The organism is Pantoea sp. SGAir0430 (genome assembly GCF_043549295.1).
The window spans coordinates 3,430,384-3,447,037 of record NZ_CP039427.1 but is presented as its reverse complement, the minus strand read 5'-3'; the positions used below and the strand labels follow the sequence as shown (position 1 = coordinate 3,447,037).

The 16,654-nt window shown below is 58.1% G+C and carries 19 protein-coding genes; 5 read left to right on the top strand and 14 right to left on the bottom strand.

Translation table 11 applies throughout. The features are described 5' to 3' along the window. Positions 1-77: 77 nt before the first annotated feature. From E7738_RS16320 to pmbA, 11 genes are all read right to left on the bottom strand, one after another. A complete protein-coding gene (locus E7738_RS16320; protein WP_021509720.1) occupies positions 78-1,988 on the bottom strand; it encodes a BglG family transcription antiterminator in 1,911 nt (636 codons plus the stop codon). Between the two features lie 24 nt (positions 1,989-2,012). Next, complete coding sequence (locus E7738_RS16315; RefSeq protein ID WP_394515808.1) at positions 2,013-2,747, bottom strand: 2-dehydro-3-deoxy-phosphogluconate aldolase; 735 nt, start codon at positions 2,745-2,747, stop codon at positions 2,013-2,015. Continuing rightward, positions 2,744-3,865, bottom strand: a complete 1,122-nt coding sequence (locus E7738_RS16310; protein ID WP_394515807.1) for a DgaE family pyridoxal phosphate-dependent ammonia lyase — start codon at positions 3,863-3,865, stop codon at positions 2,744-2,746. Before E7738_RS16310 ends, E7738_RS16315 begins: the two co-directional genes overlap by 4 nt. After that, positions 3,849-4,982, bottom strand: coding sequence for an amidohydrolase/deacetylase family metallohydrolase (locus E7738_RS16305; RefSeq protein WP_394515806.1), 1,134 nt, complete (start codon positions 4,980-4,982; stop codon positions 3,849-3,851). Before E7738_RS16305 ends, E7738_RS16310 begins: the two co-directional genes overlap by 17 nt. 109 nt (positions 4,983-5,091) lie before the next feature. Further along, complete coding sequence (locus tag E7738_RS16300; protein ID WP_021509724.1) at positions 5,092-5,739, bottom strand: DUF4310 family protein; 648 nt, start codon at positions 5,737-5,739, stop codon at positions 5,092-5,094. A gap of 12 nt (positions 5,740-5,751) precedes the next feature. Next, on the bottom strand, positions 5,752-6,528 hold the full coding sequence (locus tag E7738_RS16295) for a DUF4311 domain-containing protein (RefSeq protein ID WP_021509725.1): 777 nt from the start codon (positions 6,526-6,528) through the stop codon (positions 5,752-5,754). A 25-nt stretch (positions 6,529-6,553) separates the two neighbouring features. Further along, on the bottom strand, positions 6,554-6,850 hold the full coding sequence (locus tag E7738_RS16290) for a DUF4312 family protein (protein ID WP_215787122.1): 297 nt from the start codon (positions 6,848-6,850) through the stop codon (positions 6,554-6,556). A 2-nt stretch (positions 6,851-6,852) separates the two neighbouring features. Then, entirely contained in the window at positions 6,853-7,209 is a 357-nt protein-coding gene (locus tag E7738_RS16285; protein WP_021509727.1) for an SFCGS family glycine-rich protein, read from the bottom strand. 19 nt (positions 7,210-7,228) lie between these two features. Next, positions 7,229-7,567: a glycine dehydrogenase gene (locus E7738_RS16280; protein WP_262257008.1), complete on the bottom strand. Its 339-nt coding sequence runs from the start codon at positions 7,565-7,567 to the stop codon at positions 7,229-7,231. Positions 7,568-7,830: 263 nt separating this feature from the next. Continuing rightward, the gene (cybC, locus tag E7738_RS16275; RefSeq protein ID WP_104093859.1) at positions 7,831-8,217 is read right to left on the bottom strand and encodes a cytochrome b562; all 387 of its coding nucleotides are present in this window, start codon (positions 8,215-8,217) and stop codon (positions 7,831-7,833) included. A 72-nt stretch (positions 8,218-8,289) separates the two neighbouring features. Further along, positions 8,290-9,630 carry a metalloprotease PmbA gene (gene pmbA / locus E7738_RS16270; protein ID WP_058775743.1) on the bottom strand — a complete coding sequence of 447 codons (1,341 nt, stop codon included), beginning with the start codon at positions 9,628-9,630 and terminating at the stop codon, positions 8,290-8,292. Positions 9,631-9,745: 115 nt separating this feature from the next. Here pmbA and yjgA point away from each other — a divergent pair, with 115 nt between their 5' ends. After that, positions 9,746-10,288 carry a ribosome biogenesis factor YjgA gene (gene yjgA / locus E7738_RS16265; RefSeq protein WP_010617112.1) on the top strand — a complete coding sequence of 181 codons (543 nt, stop codon included), beginning with the start codon at positions 9,746-9,748 and terminating at the stop codon, positions 10,286-10,288. A 244-nt stretch (positions 10,289-10,532) separates the two neighbouring features. Here yjgA and mpl read toward each other — a convergent pair whose 3' ends face one another. After that, on the bottom strand, positions 10,533-11,888 hold the full coding sequence (gene mpl, locus E7738_RS16260) for a UDP-N-acetylmuramate:L-alanyl-gamma-D-glutamyl-meso-diaminopimelate ligase (protein ID WP_058759858.1): 1,356 nt from the start codon (positions 11,886-11,888) through the stop codon (positions 10,533-10,535). 168 nt (positions 11,889-12,056) lie between these two features. Here mpl and fbp point away from each other — a divergent pair, with 168 nt between their 5' ends. Continuing rightward, complete coding sequence (gene fbp / locus E7738_RS16255; protein ID WP_021509731.1) at positions 12,057-13,064, top strand: class 1 fructose-bisphosphatase; 1,008 nt, start codon at positions 12,057-12,059, stop codon at positions 13,062-13,064. A gap of 181 nt (positions 13,065-13,245) precedes the next feature. On the opposite strand, the gene E7738_RS16250 is transcribed toward fbp, so the two are convergent. Then, a complete protein-coding gene (locus E7738_RS16250; RefSeq protein ID WP_021509732.1) occupies positions 13,246-13,509 on the bottom strand; it encodes a helix-turn-helix domain-containing protein in 264 nt (87 codons plus the stop codon). 91 nt (positions 13,510-13,600) lie between these two features. Between E7738_RS16250 and E7738_RS16245 the strand changes: the two genes are divergently transcribed. Then, positions 13,601-13,891, top strand: coding sequence for a helix-turn-helix domain-containing protein (locus E7738_RS16245; protein ID WP_021509733.1), 291 nt, complete (start codon positions 13,601-13,603; stop codon positions 13,889-13,891). A 97-nt stretch (positions 13,892-13,988) separates the two neighbouring features. Here the strand turns inward: E7738_RS16245 and E7738_RS16240 are convergent, their stop codons facing one another. After that, positions 13,989-15,548 (bottom strand): methyl-accepting chemotaxis protein, encoded by a 1,560-nt coding sequence (locus E7738_RS16240; protein ID WP_262257961.1) that lies wholly within the window; start codon positions 15,546-15,548, stop codon positions 13,989-13,991. 172 nt (positions 15,549-15,720) lie between these two features. Here E7738_RS16240 and E7738_RS16235 point away from each other — a divergent pair, with 172 nt between their 5' ends. Beyond that, positions 15,721-16,134 carry a lysozyme inhibitor LprI family protein gene (locus tag E7738_RS16235; protein WP_394515805.1) on the top strand — a complete coding sequence of 138 codons (414 nt, stop codon included), beginning with the start codon at positions 15,721-15,723 and terminating at the stop codon, positions 16,132-16,134. 67 nt (positions 16,135-16,201) lie between these two features. After that, entirely contained in the window at positions 16,202-16,651 is a 450-nt protein-coding gene (locus E7738_RS16230) for a DUF441 domain-containing protein (RefSeq protein WP_021509736.1), read from the top strand. The last annotated feature ends 3 nt before the right edge of the window (positions 16,652-16,654 follow it).

Genomic DNA, 16,654 nt, shown 5'->3' with positions numbered 1-16,654 from the left:
TCACACGCCGCTGGGTCGGTCCCCTCGCCCGCGTGCGGGAGAGGGTTAGGGTGAGGGAAAAACCGCACCCATCCCCATCACAACCGGCTCAGACAATCCATCGCCACCGCTTTAAAGCTGACGAAATCAGCGCAGTCGCGCAGTCTTGTCACCGCCCTTTCGCGCAGGAATGTGACAAACAGATCGTAAATCGCCATCGCCTCTTCGTATTCGCTCTTACTGATCGCCAGCAGAAAAATTACCGAAGCCGTCTCATCGCCCCAGCTCACGCCGTGCGGTGCCAGCACGGTGTAAACCACGGTTTTTTTAGCCAGTAATCCCAGCGAGTGCGGCAGCGCAATCCCTTCGCCCAGCATGGTACTGACAATCGCTTCACGCTCTTCAACCGAAGGATAAAAATCAGCATCGACATAGCCCTCCGCCTCGAGCCGATCGCACAGCAGGCGGAACAGCGCCGACTGGCTCATTGGCCGGTCGAGCACCATGAAATGCTGCGCGTCGAAGTACTTCTCCAGCATGTAAGGCCGGGTGCGATCCACCAGCACCAGCTTGCCGAGCTGTTCCAGCTGAAACTCCGTAGGGAATGGCGACATCATCACTACCGGCTTGTTCTTCTCGCTGAGCCGCGCGGTTGAAATAACAAAATCTTCATCAATGTGCGCACGCACTTCGTAGTCGCGCTGCGACAGCCGCGCCGTCACCACCAGCTGCGGGTATTTGCGCAGCAGCAGCGCCTCGATCATGCGTAGCGTGGAGTTGCCGCTGTCGCAAACCAGCAACACTTGCGGGTGTCGCTGATAGCCGACATCGTAATGTCGCTCCAGCCCGACGCCGATGTGCAGCACCAGAAAGCCAATCTCGTTTTCGCTGATGGTATACGGCGTGTATTTGCCCCAGCTGGTGACGGCCGCCAGCGTCACATCGTAGGCCATCGGATAGTGCTGCTTGATGTTACTCAGCAGCGGATTGGGGATGTGAATCTGATAGCGCACGCGGGTGATCATGGTTTTGATGTGCGTGAGCAGATCGGCGCGCAGCTGCTCATCCTGCTGCAGCCGGTAGTTGTAATGGGTGTTGATGTAATTAAGCAGGTAATCCACCAGCGCATCCGCGTCATCGGCGTTGATGGTGCTGGGGGCCAGCGCCTGAATCTGCCGCGCCGCAATGTTGACGCGCAGCCAGTTCTCTTCCGCCTGCGAGATGCCTTTACCCACCAGCGGACGCATCAGATTAACCAGATCGTGTGCCGCCTCGCGTATCTCCTCGCCGACATCCTCCGCGCCGGGATCACTGAGCGGGAAGCCTTCGCTGATGCGGCGCACCGCCACCGCGCAGTAAATCAGCAGATAGCGCTCGCCTTCATCGCTCAGCCGGATGGCATGCTGCGTGAAACACTGCGCCAGCAGCGGCTGCAGCTGCGCCAGCATGCCGCTGTGCAGCGCCTCGACCGTCAGCAGCGGGCTGTCCGGCGTCTGCTGGTCGATTTGCCACAGCAGATCGGTCAGGCAGGTGCGAATCGCCGCCTCGCTGCCAAACAGTTTCATACCGTAGCGCGGCTTGGTTTCGATGTTGAGATGATAGCGGCCCAGCCACTCGCGCACTTCCGCCATATCACTCTGCAGCGTGGCGCGGCTGACGAACCACTCTTCCGACAGATCTTCCAGCTTGAGCGAATACGCAGCGGTGAGAAAGCGGCTCAGCAAATAGCGCACCCGATCCTGCGAGGTGCGCGGCACCCGCAGCGGTGCCGCACTCTCCTGCTGCAGGCGGCCGAAGCGCACCGCGTCGTCGATTTTTAGCTGATAGCCCGCGCCGCGCGCCAGCACGAACTGAGCGCCGTGCTGTTCCAGCAGCGCATTGAGCGCGGTGATGTCGGTGCGCACCGTGCGCGTTGAAACGGAAAAACGCCGCGCCAGCTCATCCTGTGGCAGCGTTTCGCTTTGCAGCGCCGCGAAGAGTTGAGCTAAACGCTGATTGGGAAATCTCACGGAGCCTCACCTGTTACTCATTTGTTACAGCAGTTTCTTGCACGTTGCCAGAAGCTGACGCACATCGTCAATGCGCGTGTCGCCGCTGGCGCTATCAATAATCGAGCTGTAAACGTGCGGGATGACTTTACTGACCCCGGCCTCCAGAGCAATCCGCACAATCTCTTCGAAATTACTGAGATCGATACCGCCGGTCGGTTCCAGCCAGAAATCATGGCGCGCACAGGCGTCCGCCACCGCGCGATACTCCTCCACCGCGTTCAGGCCGCCCATCGGGAAATACTTCACCGAACTGCCGCCCATATCCTGCAGCATGGCGATCGCCGTGGCGATCGGCACAATGCCGTCCGCCGCCTGCGAACTGCGCGGACCGGTGGAGATTTTCACCTTGCCCGGCGTGCCGGTTGGTGAAACCAGACCGTTCACGATGGTGTGTGGCTGTCCGAGCAGCGCGCGGCTGGTGGCCACGCCGGTAAAGACCTGATTAACGTGCTGCGGCTGCAGTTCCGCCGAGATTTCACTGACCATCGCCGACTGATTCGGGTCGCCCGCACCCAGCCCGACCGACAGCGCATTATCAATCAGCGCCGCGTACTCGCGCATATCGGCAATCGCGGCCTCATTCGAGGCGTAGTTTTTCGACAAAACGCCGACCAGCACATGCCCTTCTGCCGCCTGCCAGATCGCCTGCGCATTCTGCTTTGAACCAGCCAGCACGTTGAGGCACAGACGGCCCTGATAGAAATTGGGGTTATTCATGCGCGTTTTCCTCCGCTGAGCAGCGCCTGGATGCGGCTAGAGATGATGTGCAGCTGTTCCGCGCTGACGCTGCGCACATCCGCTTCGATAATGCCTTCGTTGGCTTTATAGCCGCGGAAATAGATGGCGATGTCGCCGTTTTTCAGCGCCTGCACCAGCTCGCCGGTTGGCCAGCCCGTCACCGCTTCATCAAATTTGATCTCAGCGCGGGCGATATCACGACCGGCGGCATCCCACACCACGCGTGCGCTGACGCCGTTCAGCGTATTGAGGTTATCGATAAAGGGCGTCATCTTCGCCACCATGTCGGCACCGCTGGTTTTGCTCTGCAGCAGGTAGTTTTCAATCGCCTGAGTCAGACCGAGAATGCCCTCTTTGCCGACTTTCATCGCGCGGCCAATGCCGTTGCTCTGGCGTTTCACCCACTCGACGTACTGGCTGCGGCCAATCACCAGGCCGCTGGTTGGCCCTTCAATCGCTTTGGCACCGCTGTAGATCACCAGGTCAGCCCCCATCTGGTAATAGCACTGCAAATCCTCTTCGGCCGCCGCATCGACAATCAGCGGAATGCCGTGTTTGCGCGCGACCACCGCCGCCTGTTCGACGCTGAGATGGCTTTTCTGCACACAGTGATGCGACTTGACGTACAACAGCGCAGCGGTGGTCGGCGTGATCGCCGCCGCCAACTGTTCTGGCGAGCACTCATTGCTGTAGCCGGCTTCAATCAGGCGTCCGCCGCCCAGCGCCACCATGCTGCCCACCGGCGCGCCGTAGTTCACGTTATGGCCTTTCGGCACCACAATGTCGTGCGGCACGCTGAGCGGCGCGGCGTGCAGGTTATCCAGCAGCCAGTCGTTATCTTTGACGATCACCGCCGCTACGCACTGGGCAATACCGGCCGAGGCGCAGGACACCACCACCGCGTTTTCGACTTCCAGCAGGCGCGCGATGTAGGCACCGGTTTTATTGACCAGATCTTTGATCTCAAAGTAGTGATTAAGACCATAGCTGACGGTATCCACCACGTCGGCGGACGGCGTCGACACGCCGAGAATGGTCATACGGCCGGAGGCGTTGATCACCTGTTTCAGGTCATATTTCTCATAAATCGAAGACATGATGCGCTTTCCCTTCCTCAGTCAGATGCCACTGGCCCGCGATCACCACGGCCAGCGGCAGCAAATGTTGCTCACCCGTGACCCGTTCGCCTTCAGCATCGACGAACGGGCGGGCTTCCTCTTTGACGGTAAAAATGGTCAGATCGGCGTCATAACCGGCGGTCAGATGCCCTTTACCGGCCAGACGCAGACCCGCTGCGGCATTAACGGTGACGCAGGCGATCACCTGCGGCAGCGTCATGCCGATGGAGAAAAATTTTGACATCACGTGCGCCAGGCTGTGCACCGGGCCCTTGATGCGGTTGCGACAATAGATATCGGAGCTGATGGTGTCCGGCAGAATGCCCTGGGCAATCGCCTCGCGCGCCACCGCAAAACTGAAGCTGGCGCTGCCGTGGCCGATATCCAGCTTCACGCCGCGCGCGATCGCCTGCTTAACCGCCGCTTTCAGCTCGCCCTGCGGTGACAGAATGCGGTTCGGCTTGCCGTTAAAGCAGTGAGTGATGATGTCGCCGGAAGTGAGCAGCGCGGCGATCTCATCCAGCACCGGCGGGTTGTTACCGATGTGCACCATCAGCGGCAGATTGCCCGCCGCCTGCTGAATGGCTTTGGCGCGCACCAGCGGCTGAATGCCGTTGTCGCCGACCACGCTGCTGCTCATGCGCGCCTTCAGGCCGACGATAAAGTCCGGGCGACGCTGTACCGCCTGCACCACCGCTTCGCCGTCGATCTGCGCCATGTCGGCCAGCTCGTTCTGCGTGACGATGCCGGTGCGCGAGATGTTGATCAGCGCGCGCACTTCGGTCTTCGCGCTGCGCGTCAGCTGATAAAAGTCGTCGATGTGATCGGCACCGGTGCTGCCCGCATCCACCACGGTGGTGACGCCCTGCGCCACGCCAATCGCGTCGGCTTCGTCGTGGTAAATCGGCGATTTGGGATAGCAGTGTACGTGGCTGTCAATCCAGCCGGCGCTGACGTAGTAGCGGCCGCCGAGATCGCGCTCCTGTTGCGATGCGCCGTCCACCTTACCGACCGCCGCGATTTTGCCGGCGCGAATCGCGATATCCACCAGCTGTTCATCACACAGACGCGCGCGGCGCAGAATCAGATCAAACATGCTTACTCCTCATGGTGCGCATGAATGCGCACCCTACAATCAATGCTTTACTCTAACGCTTGCGTAATATCAGGCATTGTAGGGTCGCCATTCATGGCGACCGCACACATCAAAGCGAAACCGGGAAGATAGCGCCGAGCACCATGGCACCGAGAATCGCGCCGCCGGTAATCGGCTTGTTCCACAGGTAAAACAGCAGCGCACCGACCAGCGAACCGAGGCCGATCGGAATCGACGCCGCCATAGCAGACAGAATAATCAGTGGACCAAGGAAGCGACCGGAGGCATTCCCGGCGCCCATCATTACGTCCGCGCCGTAGGTGGAATCGCTCTGGTTGATGGTGAATTTACGCGCGAGGATAATCACGTAGCCAATCGCCACGCCAATCACCAGCCCGGTTGCCAGCGAGGCGGCAAAGTTCGCCACCGGAAACACGATACCGGCTCCAAGCAGCAGCGCTGGCACACCGAGGCCGACGCCGGTCTGAATCGCGCCGCCGATATCCAGAATCCCTACCAGCGAGCCTTCAATAATGCGCGCAAACAGGAAGCTGGCACCAAACGCCGCCACCGCGCCGTATACGCCGGTTTCCATGCCGGAGCGCAGCATCGAAACGAATGCCACTTCGTTAAAAGCACCGATGCCGTACAGGTAGTACATGTGCGTCCCGGCGAATACGCCGGAGGAGAGCAGGCCGACAAACAGCGGGAAAGACCAGTCGGCGTACCAGAACCCTTTGTTTTCGTTCTCGTTCATGCTGAAGGCTCCTTATTTGCCGCTCAGGCTGTTGTGGATCATGTCGAGCCAGCCAGGGATGCCGAGCTGGAAGGATTGCAGCAGTTTCACATCGAAGCCACGGAAGAAGCCGCTCAGCACAAACAGCAGGACAATCGCAGCCATCATCACTTTGGTGACTTTGTTCCAGCCGCTCTCTTCCACGCCTTTACCGATCAGAATGCCCAGCACCAGACCCGGCACGGCGTTACCCATGATCAACTGCGCCAGACCACCAAAAATGGTTGCCCAGAAGCCCGATTTCTTACCGGCATCAATTGCCGCCAGCCAGAAGATCACCGGCATCACCGTGTTCACCAGCAGATTCGCCGCCGGCACCAGCACTTTTACCGCGGTCACCTGCAGCGCAGCCGGTACGGCGGAAGCGGTACTGTTCAGGAAGGCCACCACGATCATGCCGATGATGCCGCAGGCAATCGCCATGCGTTTCGGGTTATGCAGCGTTTCCGCGACGTTGCGGTTCTTTACCATCAGTGCGGCCGCGCCCCAGTTCGGCAGAATGCGGTGATCCACATCCTGCGTGAAGGAGCCCGCGGCAACGGAGGATGCCCAGGCGTTAAAGAAGAAGCCGAGACCAAAGGAGAAGTGCGAAGCCGGATCGCCCTCGCAGGAGTTGAGCTCGCCCAGCGTACGGAAGGCACCCATCCCCTGCGTGACAGGCGCGTGAAACATGCGCGCCGCGCCCGCTCCAACGCCCACGCCGACTAATCCACCTATGATCAACGACTTAAACAAAATGATTAAAAACATATTGTTACCCTTGTTGTCGTTATTCTTACGTTGCTGTGAAGGCCACGCTCTCGGTGTCGATCACAGTGACGCTGACGGTAATTTCCAGCTCCACGCTGTAATTCCGCCGTTCACGCGCGAGGAAGAAGAACAGAAATTTCTCCTTCCGCACGCTCTCCTGCGCGCGCAGCACCCGCACATCGAGCGGTTCAATGCGCAACAGAATTTTCTGGCTGGTGCGCAGCACCTGCTGCTGCACCTTGCTGAGCGCATCGGCGAAGGCTTTTGCTTTGCTGTCGCCTTTGCCCTGCACCGTGACCTGCGTCTCATACTGTTGTTTCATGCTTAGCTGCCGTGTTTTTTATTCCAGGCCTGAACCAGACGCTCACCCAGCTCTTCTTTATCCATGAAGCCAAAACCGAGCACGGTGGCGCCTTCGTTGATGGCGGTTACCCCTTCGTCCACCGAACGCATGCCGTGTTTGGCTTTGTAGCCGTACTTGTTCTGCGCGGTGATGGCACCGGCGCCGCCGCTGCCGCAGAAGGAGATGCCGAAATCAGCGTTTTCCGCCTTCATCACATCGCCCAGTTTCATATCCGCCGCCACGCCCGGCACCACTACTGCCCGGCCGCCGGCTTTTTCCACGCCAGCTGCCACTTTCTGTCCTTTACCCAGACGATCGCCAATTACTACCGTTACCATATTCCGTTCCTCTCTCAATTCATGCTTCGTTCGATTTCGCCACTTCGATATGCACCGACAGCAGCCAGGCTTCTTCGACAGGCAAATTGCCAAACAGATCCACCACCTGCTGCGCCAGCGCCATGGTTTCAGGCGAGATGTCCTCAAACAGTTCGGCTTCGACGTCCGGCAGCGCCTCTCCGGTGAGAGAGCGAGCCGCCATGGCGCGGACATGTGAGGCCAGCATTTGCTGTTGCACCGCATTGGCTGCAATGTGGTGCGCGGCATACAGCGTCGCGATTTGATTCATCACCTTATCCGCCAGCGCCTGGATTGCCTCCGGCGTGCTCGGTTTCAGCGGGACAGCATCACTCCTCACCTTGTTACTCCTGTTTACAGCGGACAATGTCAGATAATTCGCGTTGAGAAGAAATTACGCTGTCCGCCTGATGGTGTGGAGACGCAACATTTCCACCTCAAAGTGGAAATCTCACGGGCGACTGTGCGCCAGATCGCATGATGCACGAACTATGCGAGATCGCTCACGAAATGCGTGAAATGAGGTAAAAAGCGGGATAAAAACGGTGGAATGACGCGAGGCCGCGGCAGGAATAAGGCCAGCCTGCGGGCTGGCCCGGTTTATCAGCGGAATTTCTTATGGTTGGCGTTACGGATATCTTCCAGTTTCTTCGCTTCGGTTTTTGCCTCGTCCAGCTTGTTAGCCTGCGCCAGCTGGTCGACAACGTCGATCTGGGCAATCAGTGAGTCCAGACCGGCGTGGTAATCCTTGATCTGTGCGCTGTCAGCGCCCTGACCTTCCAGTTTTTCCGGCGTGGATTTTTTTGCATCCTGCGCAGCGGCACGCATCTTGCCCAGTGCAGCGTGCATTTCCTGGGCATCAGAGGTTTTCTTAACGACACTTAGCCCGTCTTTAAGGGTATCCATATCCTGCTCCAGGTCAGCCGCGAACAGGCTGGCTGAAGAGAACAGCAACGACAAAGACAACACAGCAATCACATGCTTACGCATAACGTTTTCCTTTAATTATTATCAGGCGAAAAAAAAGCAGCCGCTGTGGGCTGCTTTCATCAAGCGATGTCTTTATTGTCCGGCGATTTTCATCTCCGGCAGCAGCACCGATCCGCATTGTATATTGCTGCGCGTTTCAATGTCGTTACCGACCGTTACCATATTGAGCCACATATCTTTGAGGTTGCCCGCAATTGTGATCTCGCTCACAGGGTATTGAATTTCACCGTTTTCAACCCAGAAGCCAGCCGCACCGCGCGAGTAGTCGCCGGTCATGGCGCTGACGCTGGAACCCATCATCTCGGTAACGATCAAACCGCGTCCCATCTGCTTCACCAGATCGTCAAAGCTGTGGCCCTGACCGGCGATGCGCCAGTTATGAATGCCGCCCGCGTGGCCGGTGCTTTGCAGGCCGAGCTTACGCGCCGAATAGCTGGTCAGCAGCCAGTTCTGCAGCACGCCATCTTTCACGATTTCGCGCGCTTCGGTGCGTACGCCTTCGCTGTCGAACGGCGTCGAGGCCAGCCCTTTCAGCAGGTGCGGCTTCTCTTCAATTGTCAGCCACGACGGCAGAATCTGCTGGCCCAGCGCGTCGAGCAGGAAGGTGGATTTACGGTAAACGCTGCTGCCGCTGATCATGCCCACCAGATGGCCGAACAGGCCGGTGGCCACTTCCGGCGCAAACAGCACCGGCGCTTTCATGGTCGGCAGCTTACGTGGCGAAAGACGTGCCAGCACGCGGCGCGCGCACTCCGCGCCCACCCAGTCGGCGCTTTGCAGATCGCCCATCGCGCGGCCAATGGTATAGGCGTAGTCGCGCTCCATGTCACCGTTGTGCTCGGCAATGACGCAGCTCGACAGCGAATGCCGGCTCGAGCAGTAGCTCTGCAGCATGCCGTGGCTGTTACCAAAGACTTTGATGCCGACGTGGCTGTTAAAGCTGCCACCTTCGGTATTGGTGATGCGCTTATCAGCCTGCAGCGCGGCCTGCTCGGCCTGCGCGGCCAGCTCAATGGCGCGATCGGCGTCGATCTCCCACGGGTGATAGAGATCGAGATCCGGCGCCTCGAACGCCAGCAGATCGCGCTCGGCCGGCGCAGCACAGGGATCGGGCGAGGTGTAGCGCGCGATATCGATCGCCGCCTGCACGGTGCGCTTAATCGCGTCCGGGCTGAGATCGGTCGAGGAAGCACTGCCTTTGCGGTTTTGGTGATAGACGGTGATGCCAAGCGCGCCATCGCTGTTGAATTCGACGTTTTCCACTTCGCCGTAGCGGGTACTGACACCGATTCCGGTGGTTTTGGTGACCGCCACTTCTGCTCCGTCGGTGCTGGCTTGCGCCAGTTCCAGCGCCTGCGCGACAGCCTGTTCCAACACTTTACGTTGTTCTGCAACCTGAGTAGATACGTTCATCGACCTGCCGTCTAATCTTAAGTATGAATTTATTGAGTCTATCAGACTCAGAGAACAATTTCGCAGTCGCCCGATAAACTGGTAGGATTAGCCTCTTTTTTTAGGGAGCCAACAGATGACGAAGCAGCCCGAAGACTGGCTCGACGATGTGCCGGATAATCAGGAAGAAGAAGACGAAGAGATTATCTGGGTCAGTAAAAGTGAAATTAAACGCGACGCCGAGGAGCTGAAACGCCTGGGCGCCGAGTTAGTGGATTTAGGGAAGAACTCCCTGGATAAGATCCCGCTTGATGAACAGCTGCGTGACGCCATTGAACTGGCGCAGCGCATTAAGAAGGAAGGCCGCCGCCGCCAGCTGCAGCTGATTGGTAAAATGCTGCGTCAGCGCGACGAAGAGCCAATCCGCCTGGCGCTGGATAAGCTGAAGAACCGCCACAACCAGCAGGTTGCGCTGTTCCATAAGCTGGAGCAGCTGCGCGATCGGCTGATTGAACAGGGTGATGACGCGGTGGCGGAAGTGCTGAATCTCTATCCGCACGCCGACCGTCAGCAGCTGCGCAGTATGATCCGCAACGCGCAGAAAGAGAAAGCCGCAAATAAGCCGCCAAAAGCCGCCCGTCAGATTTTCCAGTACCTGCGCGAGCTGGCTGAAGCGTAAGTCCGCTGCGGACGGTTGCCCTGCCCTCACCCTAACCCTCTCCCGCAGGCGGGAGAGGGGATATAAAGTATAGTGCCGGGTTAGAAGCAGAGTGCTGAAGCAGCTGAAGCAGAGTGCTGAGGTAGCTGAGGACGAGCTCTGAATGTGACGTCCGCACCTTGCGGCCCCTTCTCCCGCTTGCGGGAGAAGGCTGGGATGAGGGCAGATCGCCTCTCTCCCAGGGCCGGCCTGAACCGGCCACGCATTACTTACCTAACCGCTCCAGCAGTTTCTGATGAATCCCGCCAAAGCCGCCGTTGCTCATCACCAGAATCGAATCACCCGGCTGCGCCGCTTTAGCCACCATCTCCACCAGCGTATCAATGTCCGCGCTCCAGTGTGCCGGCTGAATGCAGGCGTCCGCAACGTCCGCAACCTGCCACGGAATGTGGTGCGGCTGGAACAGGAACACCTCATCGGCACGCCCTAACGAAGGGGCCAGTTCGTTCTTACTCACGCCCATCTTCATGGTATTAGAGCGCGGCTCAAGCACCGCCAGAATGCGTGCGGTGCCGCCGACTTTACTGCGCAGCGCCGCCAGCGTAGCGAGAATCGCCGTTGGGTGATGGGCAAAATCGTCATACACCTTAATCGCGTTCACTTCGCCGCGTAGCTCGAGGCGACGACGCGCGTTAATGAAGCTGTTCAGCGCCTCTCCGGCATCGCACGGCTTCACGCCAACGTGACGTGCGGCGGCAATCGCCATCAGGCCGTTGTGCATATTGTGTTCGCCGACCAGCGCCCAGTTCACTTCCGCCACTTTCTCGCCGTCGAGCCAGGCTTCCCAGCGCGAGGCATCCGGCACCAGCTTCTTAGCCTGCCAGCGGCCGTTATCGCCCACGCTCTCCTGCTCGCTCCAGCAGCCCATCGCCATCACTTGCTTAATGTTGTGATCGTGTTCCGGCAGCAGGATCTTGCCCTGACCCGGCACGATGCGCACCAGATGGTGGAACTGCTTCTGGATCGCCCGCAGATCGTCGAAGATGTCGGCATGATCGAACTCAAGATTGTTGAGGATCAGGGTGCGCGGGCAGTAGTGTACAAACTTGGAACGCTTGTCGAAAAACGCGCAGTCGTACTCATCCGCCTCGATGACGAAGAATGGACTTTTTCCTAATTTTGCCGATACGTCGAAGTTACCCGGCACACCACCAATAATAAAGCCCGGTTCTAGGCCGCAGGCCTCGAGAATCCACGCTGCCATGCCGGCTGTGGTGGTTTTGCCATGGGTACCGGCCACCGCCAGCACCCAGCGATCGCGCAGCACGAAATCGTGCAGCCATTGCGGTCCGGAGAGGTAAGGAATGTTGCGTTCCAGCACCGCTTCCACGCACGGGTTGCCGCGCGTCATGGCGTTGCCGATGATCACCAGATCCGGTGCCGGCTCCAGCTGCGAGGCGTCGTAACCTTCAGTTAATTCAATGCCTTGCTGTTGCAGCAGCGTGCTCATCGGCGGATAGACATTGGCATCTGAACCGGTCACTTCGTGTCCGAGCGAGCGGGCCAGCATCGCCAGTCCGCCCATAAAAGTGCCACAAATCCCAAGGATGTGAATGCGCATAAAAAGATCCATTACTCAAAAGTTCGGCGCACAGTGTAACGCCGAGTCCGGAGGGAAGAAACGGATTAGGACTATGGTTTTTGAAGTTCAATCGGCTAAACTGCGTACGCATACGTTGGTAGCTTGTTACAGCTGCTGCCACTCCATCGTAGATTCAGGGAATGTGTTATGAAAACGTTAGGCGAATTCATCGTCGAGAAGCAACACGACTTTCCTCACGCCACAGGTGAACTGACGGCGCTGATTTCCTCCATCAAGCTGGGCGCAAAAATCATCCACCGCGACATCAACAAAGCGGGTCTGGTGGATATTCTCGGTGCCAGCGGCGTAGAGAACGTGCAGGGTGAGCAGCAGATGAAGCTGGATCTGTTCGCTAACGAAAAGCTGAAAGCGGCACTGAAGGCGCGCGGTGTGGTCGCGGGGATTGCTTCCGAAGAAGAAGATGAGTTTGTCATCTTTGAAGGTTCGGAGAACGGTAAGTATGTAGTATTGATGGACCCGCTGGATGGTTCTTCGAACATCGACGTTAACGTTTCCGTCGGCACCATTTTCTCGATTTATCATCGTATTAGTGAGCCAGGCACGCCAATCACTGAAGCCGATTTCATGCAACCGGGCCACAAGCAGGTTGCCGCAGGTTACGTGGTGTACGGTTCCTCAACCATGATGGTGTACACCACCGGCGTGGGCGTTCATGCCTTCACTTACGATCCGTCGCTCGGCGTGTTCTGCCTGAGCCACGAACGCATGACCTTCCCGGAAAAAGGCTACACCTACTCGATCAACGAAGGGAATTACATCCGCTTCCCGCAGGGCGTTAAAAAGTACCTGAAGTTCTGCCAGGAAGAAGATGTATCAACGAAGCGCCCTTACACCTCGCGCTACATCGGTTCGCTGGTGGCGGATTTCCACCGCAACCTGCTGAAAGGCGGCATTTATCTCTATCCCAGCACCGCCAGCCACCCGAAAGGCAAGCTGCGCCTGCTGTATGAGTGCAACCCGATGGCCTTCCTCGCCGAACAGGCGGGCGGTAAAGCCAGCGACGGTAAAAACCGTATCCTCGATATTCAGCCGGAAACGCTGCACCAGCGCTGTCCGTTCTTCTGCGGTAATGATGCGATGGTCGACGACGTTGAACGCTTTATGCGTGAGTTCCCGGACGAACATCAGGCATAAGTAAGCGGGCATTTAAAATGCCTGTCTGCTGTGTAATGCCCGCCAGTAAATGATTTTCGGTCGCCATTAATGGCGACCCTACAGGTCGATGGCACGGTTTATATTGGGTGCGCATTTATGCGCACCGGCATACAGAGATTAATTGCCACTTAATCGGCATTACGCCAGCGCCCAGGCTTACTTATTTTTTATTCCTGATTCTTGCCTGTCGATTAATTAATTCACCATTCTCCGCATAATAACGACTCGGCCAGATCTCAGCCGGCGAAATACCAATTGCTTCGGCAATAATTAATTCCCCTTTCGGCCACGGACGCGCCAGCGCGTTGGCTAACGTGGTGGAACATAATCCCGCCTGTCGGGATAACGCCGCCATTGAGGTTCCCTTTTTACGCAGCGCCGCAATGATATCGGCCGGATGCCAGTCTGACTTCGCATTATTCACGCAACTCTCCTTAGTTCGCTTATCCATTCCCGTAACGATACTACGTTACTCGTAGTATCTGACAAGCGCTAAATCTACGATTCTCGTAGTCATGAAACCGACCTCCTCGCTGCAAGACACTTTTTGTCGACGCCTGAAACAAGCGCGTCTGGCGAAAGGTTTGTCGCAGAAAGGATTGGGTATTGCCGCAGGGATTGAAGAGTTTTCTGCCAGCGCGCGTATTAATCGCTATGAACTGGGCGTGCATAAACCGGATTTATTAACGCTGCAATTACTGGCGCAGGTGCTGGAAGTGCCGGCAGCCTATTTTCTGGCGGAAGATGATCGGCTGGCCGCAATGATTCTGGCATTTCCAGCCGGTCTGAACAGCGGTGCACCATAAGACGCACCGCGTAAATTACCGCTTTATCTTCTCCCGCGTCGCCATCCATCAGGGCGAACACAGGCAACGTTACCGGTCATCCCTGACCACATCATAACTATGCCGCCTGCACGCGGAACTGTGCCATAGATGCCTGCAACTGCTGCGACTGCGCTTCCAGCGACTGCGTAGCGGCACTGGCCTGCTCCACCAGCGCGGCGTTTTGCTGCGCGGCTTCATCCATCTGCGTCACCGCCTGATTGACCTGCTCAATGCCGCGGCTCTGCTCTTCCGAGGCGATGGAGATCTCTTTCATTAGCGCGGTCACCCGCATCACTTCACTGGAGATCTCATCCATGGTTTCGCCGGCGCGCGTGGCCATGTCGCTGCCCTCTTTGACCCGCGTCTGTGATTCGCTGATCAACTCACGAATCTCTTTGGCGGCGCTGGCGCTGCGCCCGGCCAGGGTGCGCACTTCGTTGGCAACCACGGCAAAACCGCGCCCCTGCTCACCGGCACGCGCCGCTTCCACCGAGGCGTTGAGCGCCAGGATGTTGGTCTGGAACGCAATGCCGTCGATCACGCTGAGAATATCGGCGATCCGATCGGAACTGTGGGTGATCTCACGCATCTTCTCCATCACGTAGCACACCACTTCCGCGCCGCGGTCGGCGGTATCGGACACGCTACTGGCCAGCTGATTGGCCTGCTGCGCGTTACTGGCGTTAAGCCGGACGGTAGCCGTGAGCTGCTCCATGCTGGCGGCAGTCTGCTCCAGCGAGGCCGCCGACTCTTCCGTGCGCTGCGACAGATGCACCGTGCCCGCGGACAGCTCGCGGCTGCCGACGTCAATCTGCAGGCTGGCTTCACGCACCTGGCTGACCGAGTTGCGCAGCGCCAGCTGCATTCCCGTCAGCGCCTGGTTCAGACGGCCGATCTCGTTATTGGCCGCTGCCGGCAGCGGCTGTGACAGATCGCCGGCTGCAATCTGCTCCAGATGCTGGATCGCCCCGTCCAGCGGATGCAGTAGCGCGCGGCGCAGCAGCAGCCAGGCCAGCGCAATCAGCAACAGGGTCAGCGCGACGGCGACGCCAATCATGATCTTCATCTGCAGTTCATTGTGCGCCGCTGCCGCCAGACGTGCGGCAGAGACTTCGTCGGCATACAGACTGAAGTCGTTCACTGCCTTGGAATAGTTAGCCGCCAGCTGCGACAGGTTGCCTTCCAGCACCTGGTAATACTCATCGGTATACTGCTTTTGCAGCGCATCCATCATGGGTGCCATGGCACCTTTCTGATACGCGCTGAACGCGGCCGCGACCGCATCGGCGAGGCTTTTGCCCTGCGCGGTGACGGTACCGGCATCAATAAACGCGGTCAGATGGCGTTGCGAGCTGGCGACATCCGCCTGCGCCTGTTTGGTGACGGTCGCACCCTCGTCCAGCAGGCCGATTTCGATTTTGCGCACCGCCAGCGCGGCGCTGGCGCGGGCACGCATCAGATCGGCGTTGCTCTGATACAGGCTGTTGAGTTCAATGCCCTGAATACGGTTGATGGCGTCAAGTGACTGGTTGCCGGAATTGATGGCGTAGATGCCCATACCGCTCACTGCCAGCAGCAGCAGCGTCATAAAGGCCAGAAGAGAGAGTAAAGCCGTGCGTATAGATAGCTGTGTGATCATGATAATTCCCGTGCGCTTTAAAAAAGGGAGAATCCAGTAGCCCTAAAACGGAGAGATTATCGGCAGTGACCGGGGGAAACTTTATCCTTCATTGATGGTCAACCTGATTACGATCATCTACGCTTCAGATTTCCTGAAGTTCGTAGCGCTAAAAGCAAGGAATGTAACGATGAAAAAATGGCTTCCGCTCGCCTGTCTGTTCGCGTCCAGCGTGGCAATGGCACAGCAAAACCCTATCGATCAGCAGCTCAATCAATGCCTGAATAAAGAGTCCAGCACCGCCGGCATGTCGCAGTGCTACAGCACGGCCAATAAGGCGTGGGACAAAGAGATGAATGCGCAATTTAGTCAGCTGATGAAGAAATTAACCGGTGAGCCCAAAGACAAACTGCGCAATGCGCAGCGCGCCTGGCTGGCCTACCGTGATAGCTGGACCGATGCCAGCCGCAGCTATTTCCTCAGCAGTCAGGGCTCCATGGCGGCGCTGTCAGTGGGCGCGCAGGGCGTCAGTCTGGTGCGCAACCAGGCGCTGATGCTGCAATCAATCAACAAAGGCAGTTGCGCCAATCCCGATGATTGTTGATAAATGGGGGCGTTAAACACGCTTAGCGCTGGCCACGGTCAGCGCGCCCATTATTCACGGAGAAACCATGGCTGCCTACGCCTCGACCCTCATTCTTATCTGCCTCGCCATCCTGAGCTACTTCGTCCACAACAGCGCCGTTACCATTTCGATTCTCATCCTGCTGGTGATTAAGCTCACGCCGCTGGCACAGTTCTTTCCCTACGTCGAAAAGCAGGGCATCCAGATTGGTATCATTATTCTCACCGTGGCCGTCATGGCACCGCTGGCAAGCGGCACGCTGCCGGCCTCGTCGCTGCTGAAATCCTTTGCTAACTGGCAATCCATTGTGGCGATTATCGTTGGCGTGTTTGTTGCCTGGCTCGGCGGTCGCGGCGTCAGTTTAATGAGCGTGCAGCCGTCGGTGATTGGCGGGTTGCTGATTGGCACGGTGATTGGTGTGGCGTTCTTTCGCGGCGTGCCGGTCGGGCCGCTAATCGCCGCAGGGATTGTGTCGCTGTTTGTCACCACGAAGTAGCCT

Excerpts from the sequence above, each read along its gene's own strand:
- cybC (WP_104093859.1), bottom strand. The coding sequence starts at position 8,217 with ATGCGTAAGCATGTGATTGCTGTGTTGTCTTTGTCGTTGCTGTTCTCT.
- E7738_RS16300 (WP_021509724.1), bottom strand. The coding sequence starts at position 5,739 with ATGAACGAGAACGAAAACAAAGGGTTCTGGTACGCCGACTGGTCTTTC.
- E7738_RS16290 (WP_215787122.1), bottom strand. The coding sequence starts at position 6,850 with ATGAAACAACAGTATGAGACGCAGGTCACGGTGCAGGGCAAAGGCGAC.
- E7738_RS16295 (WP_021509725.1), bottom strand. The coding sequence starts at position 6,528 with ATGTTTTTAATCATTTTGTTTAAGTCGTTGATCATAGGTGGATTAGTC.
- E7738_RS16245 (WP_021509733.1), top strand. The coding sequence starts at position 13,601 with ATGAAACCGACCTCCTCGCTGCAAGACACTTTTTGTCGACGCCTGAAA.
- E7738_RS16235 (WP_394515805.1), top strand. The coding sequence starts at position 15,721 with ATGAAAAAATGGCTTCCGCTCGCCTGTCTGTTCGCGTCCAGCGTGGCA.
- E7738_RS16305 (WP_394515806.1), bottom strand. The coding sequence starts at position 4,982 with ATGTTTGATCTGATTCTGCGCCGCGCGCGTCTGTGTGATGAACAGCTG.
- E7738_RS16315 (WP_394515808.1), bottom strand. The coding sequence starts at position 2,747 with ATGAATAACCCCAATTTCTATCAGGGCCGTCTGTGCCTCAACGTGCTG.
- fbp (WP_021509731.1), top strand. The coding sequence starts at position 12,057 with ATGAAAACGTTAGGCGAATTCATCGTCGAGAAGCAACACGACTTTCCT.
- E7738_RS16310 (WP_394515807.1), bottom strand. The coding sequence starts at position 3,865 with ATGTCTTCGATTTATGAGAAATATGACCTGAAACAGGTGATCAACGCC.
- yjgA (WP_010617112.1), top strand. The coding sequence starts at position 9,746 with ATGACGAAGCAGCCCGAAGACTGGCTCGACGATGTGCCGGATAATCAG.
- E7738_RS16230 (WP_021509736.1), top strand. The coding sequence starts at position 16,202 with ATGGCTGCCTACGCCTCGACCCTCATTCTTATCTGCCTCGCCATCCTG.
- pmbA (WP_058775743.1), bottom strand. The coding sequence starts at position 9,630 with ATGAACGTATCTACTCAGGTTGCAGAACAACGTAAAGTGTTGGAACAG.
- mpl (WP_058759858.1), bottom strand. The coding sequence starts at position 11,888 with ATGCGCATTCACATCCTTGGGATTTGTGGCACTTTTATGGGCGGACTG.
- E7738_RS16285 (WP_021509727.1), bottom strand. The coding sequence starts at position 7,209 with ATGGTAACGGTAGTAATTGGCGATCGTCTGGGTAAAGGACAGAAAGTG.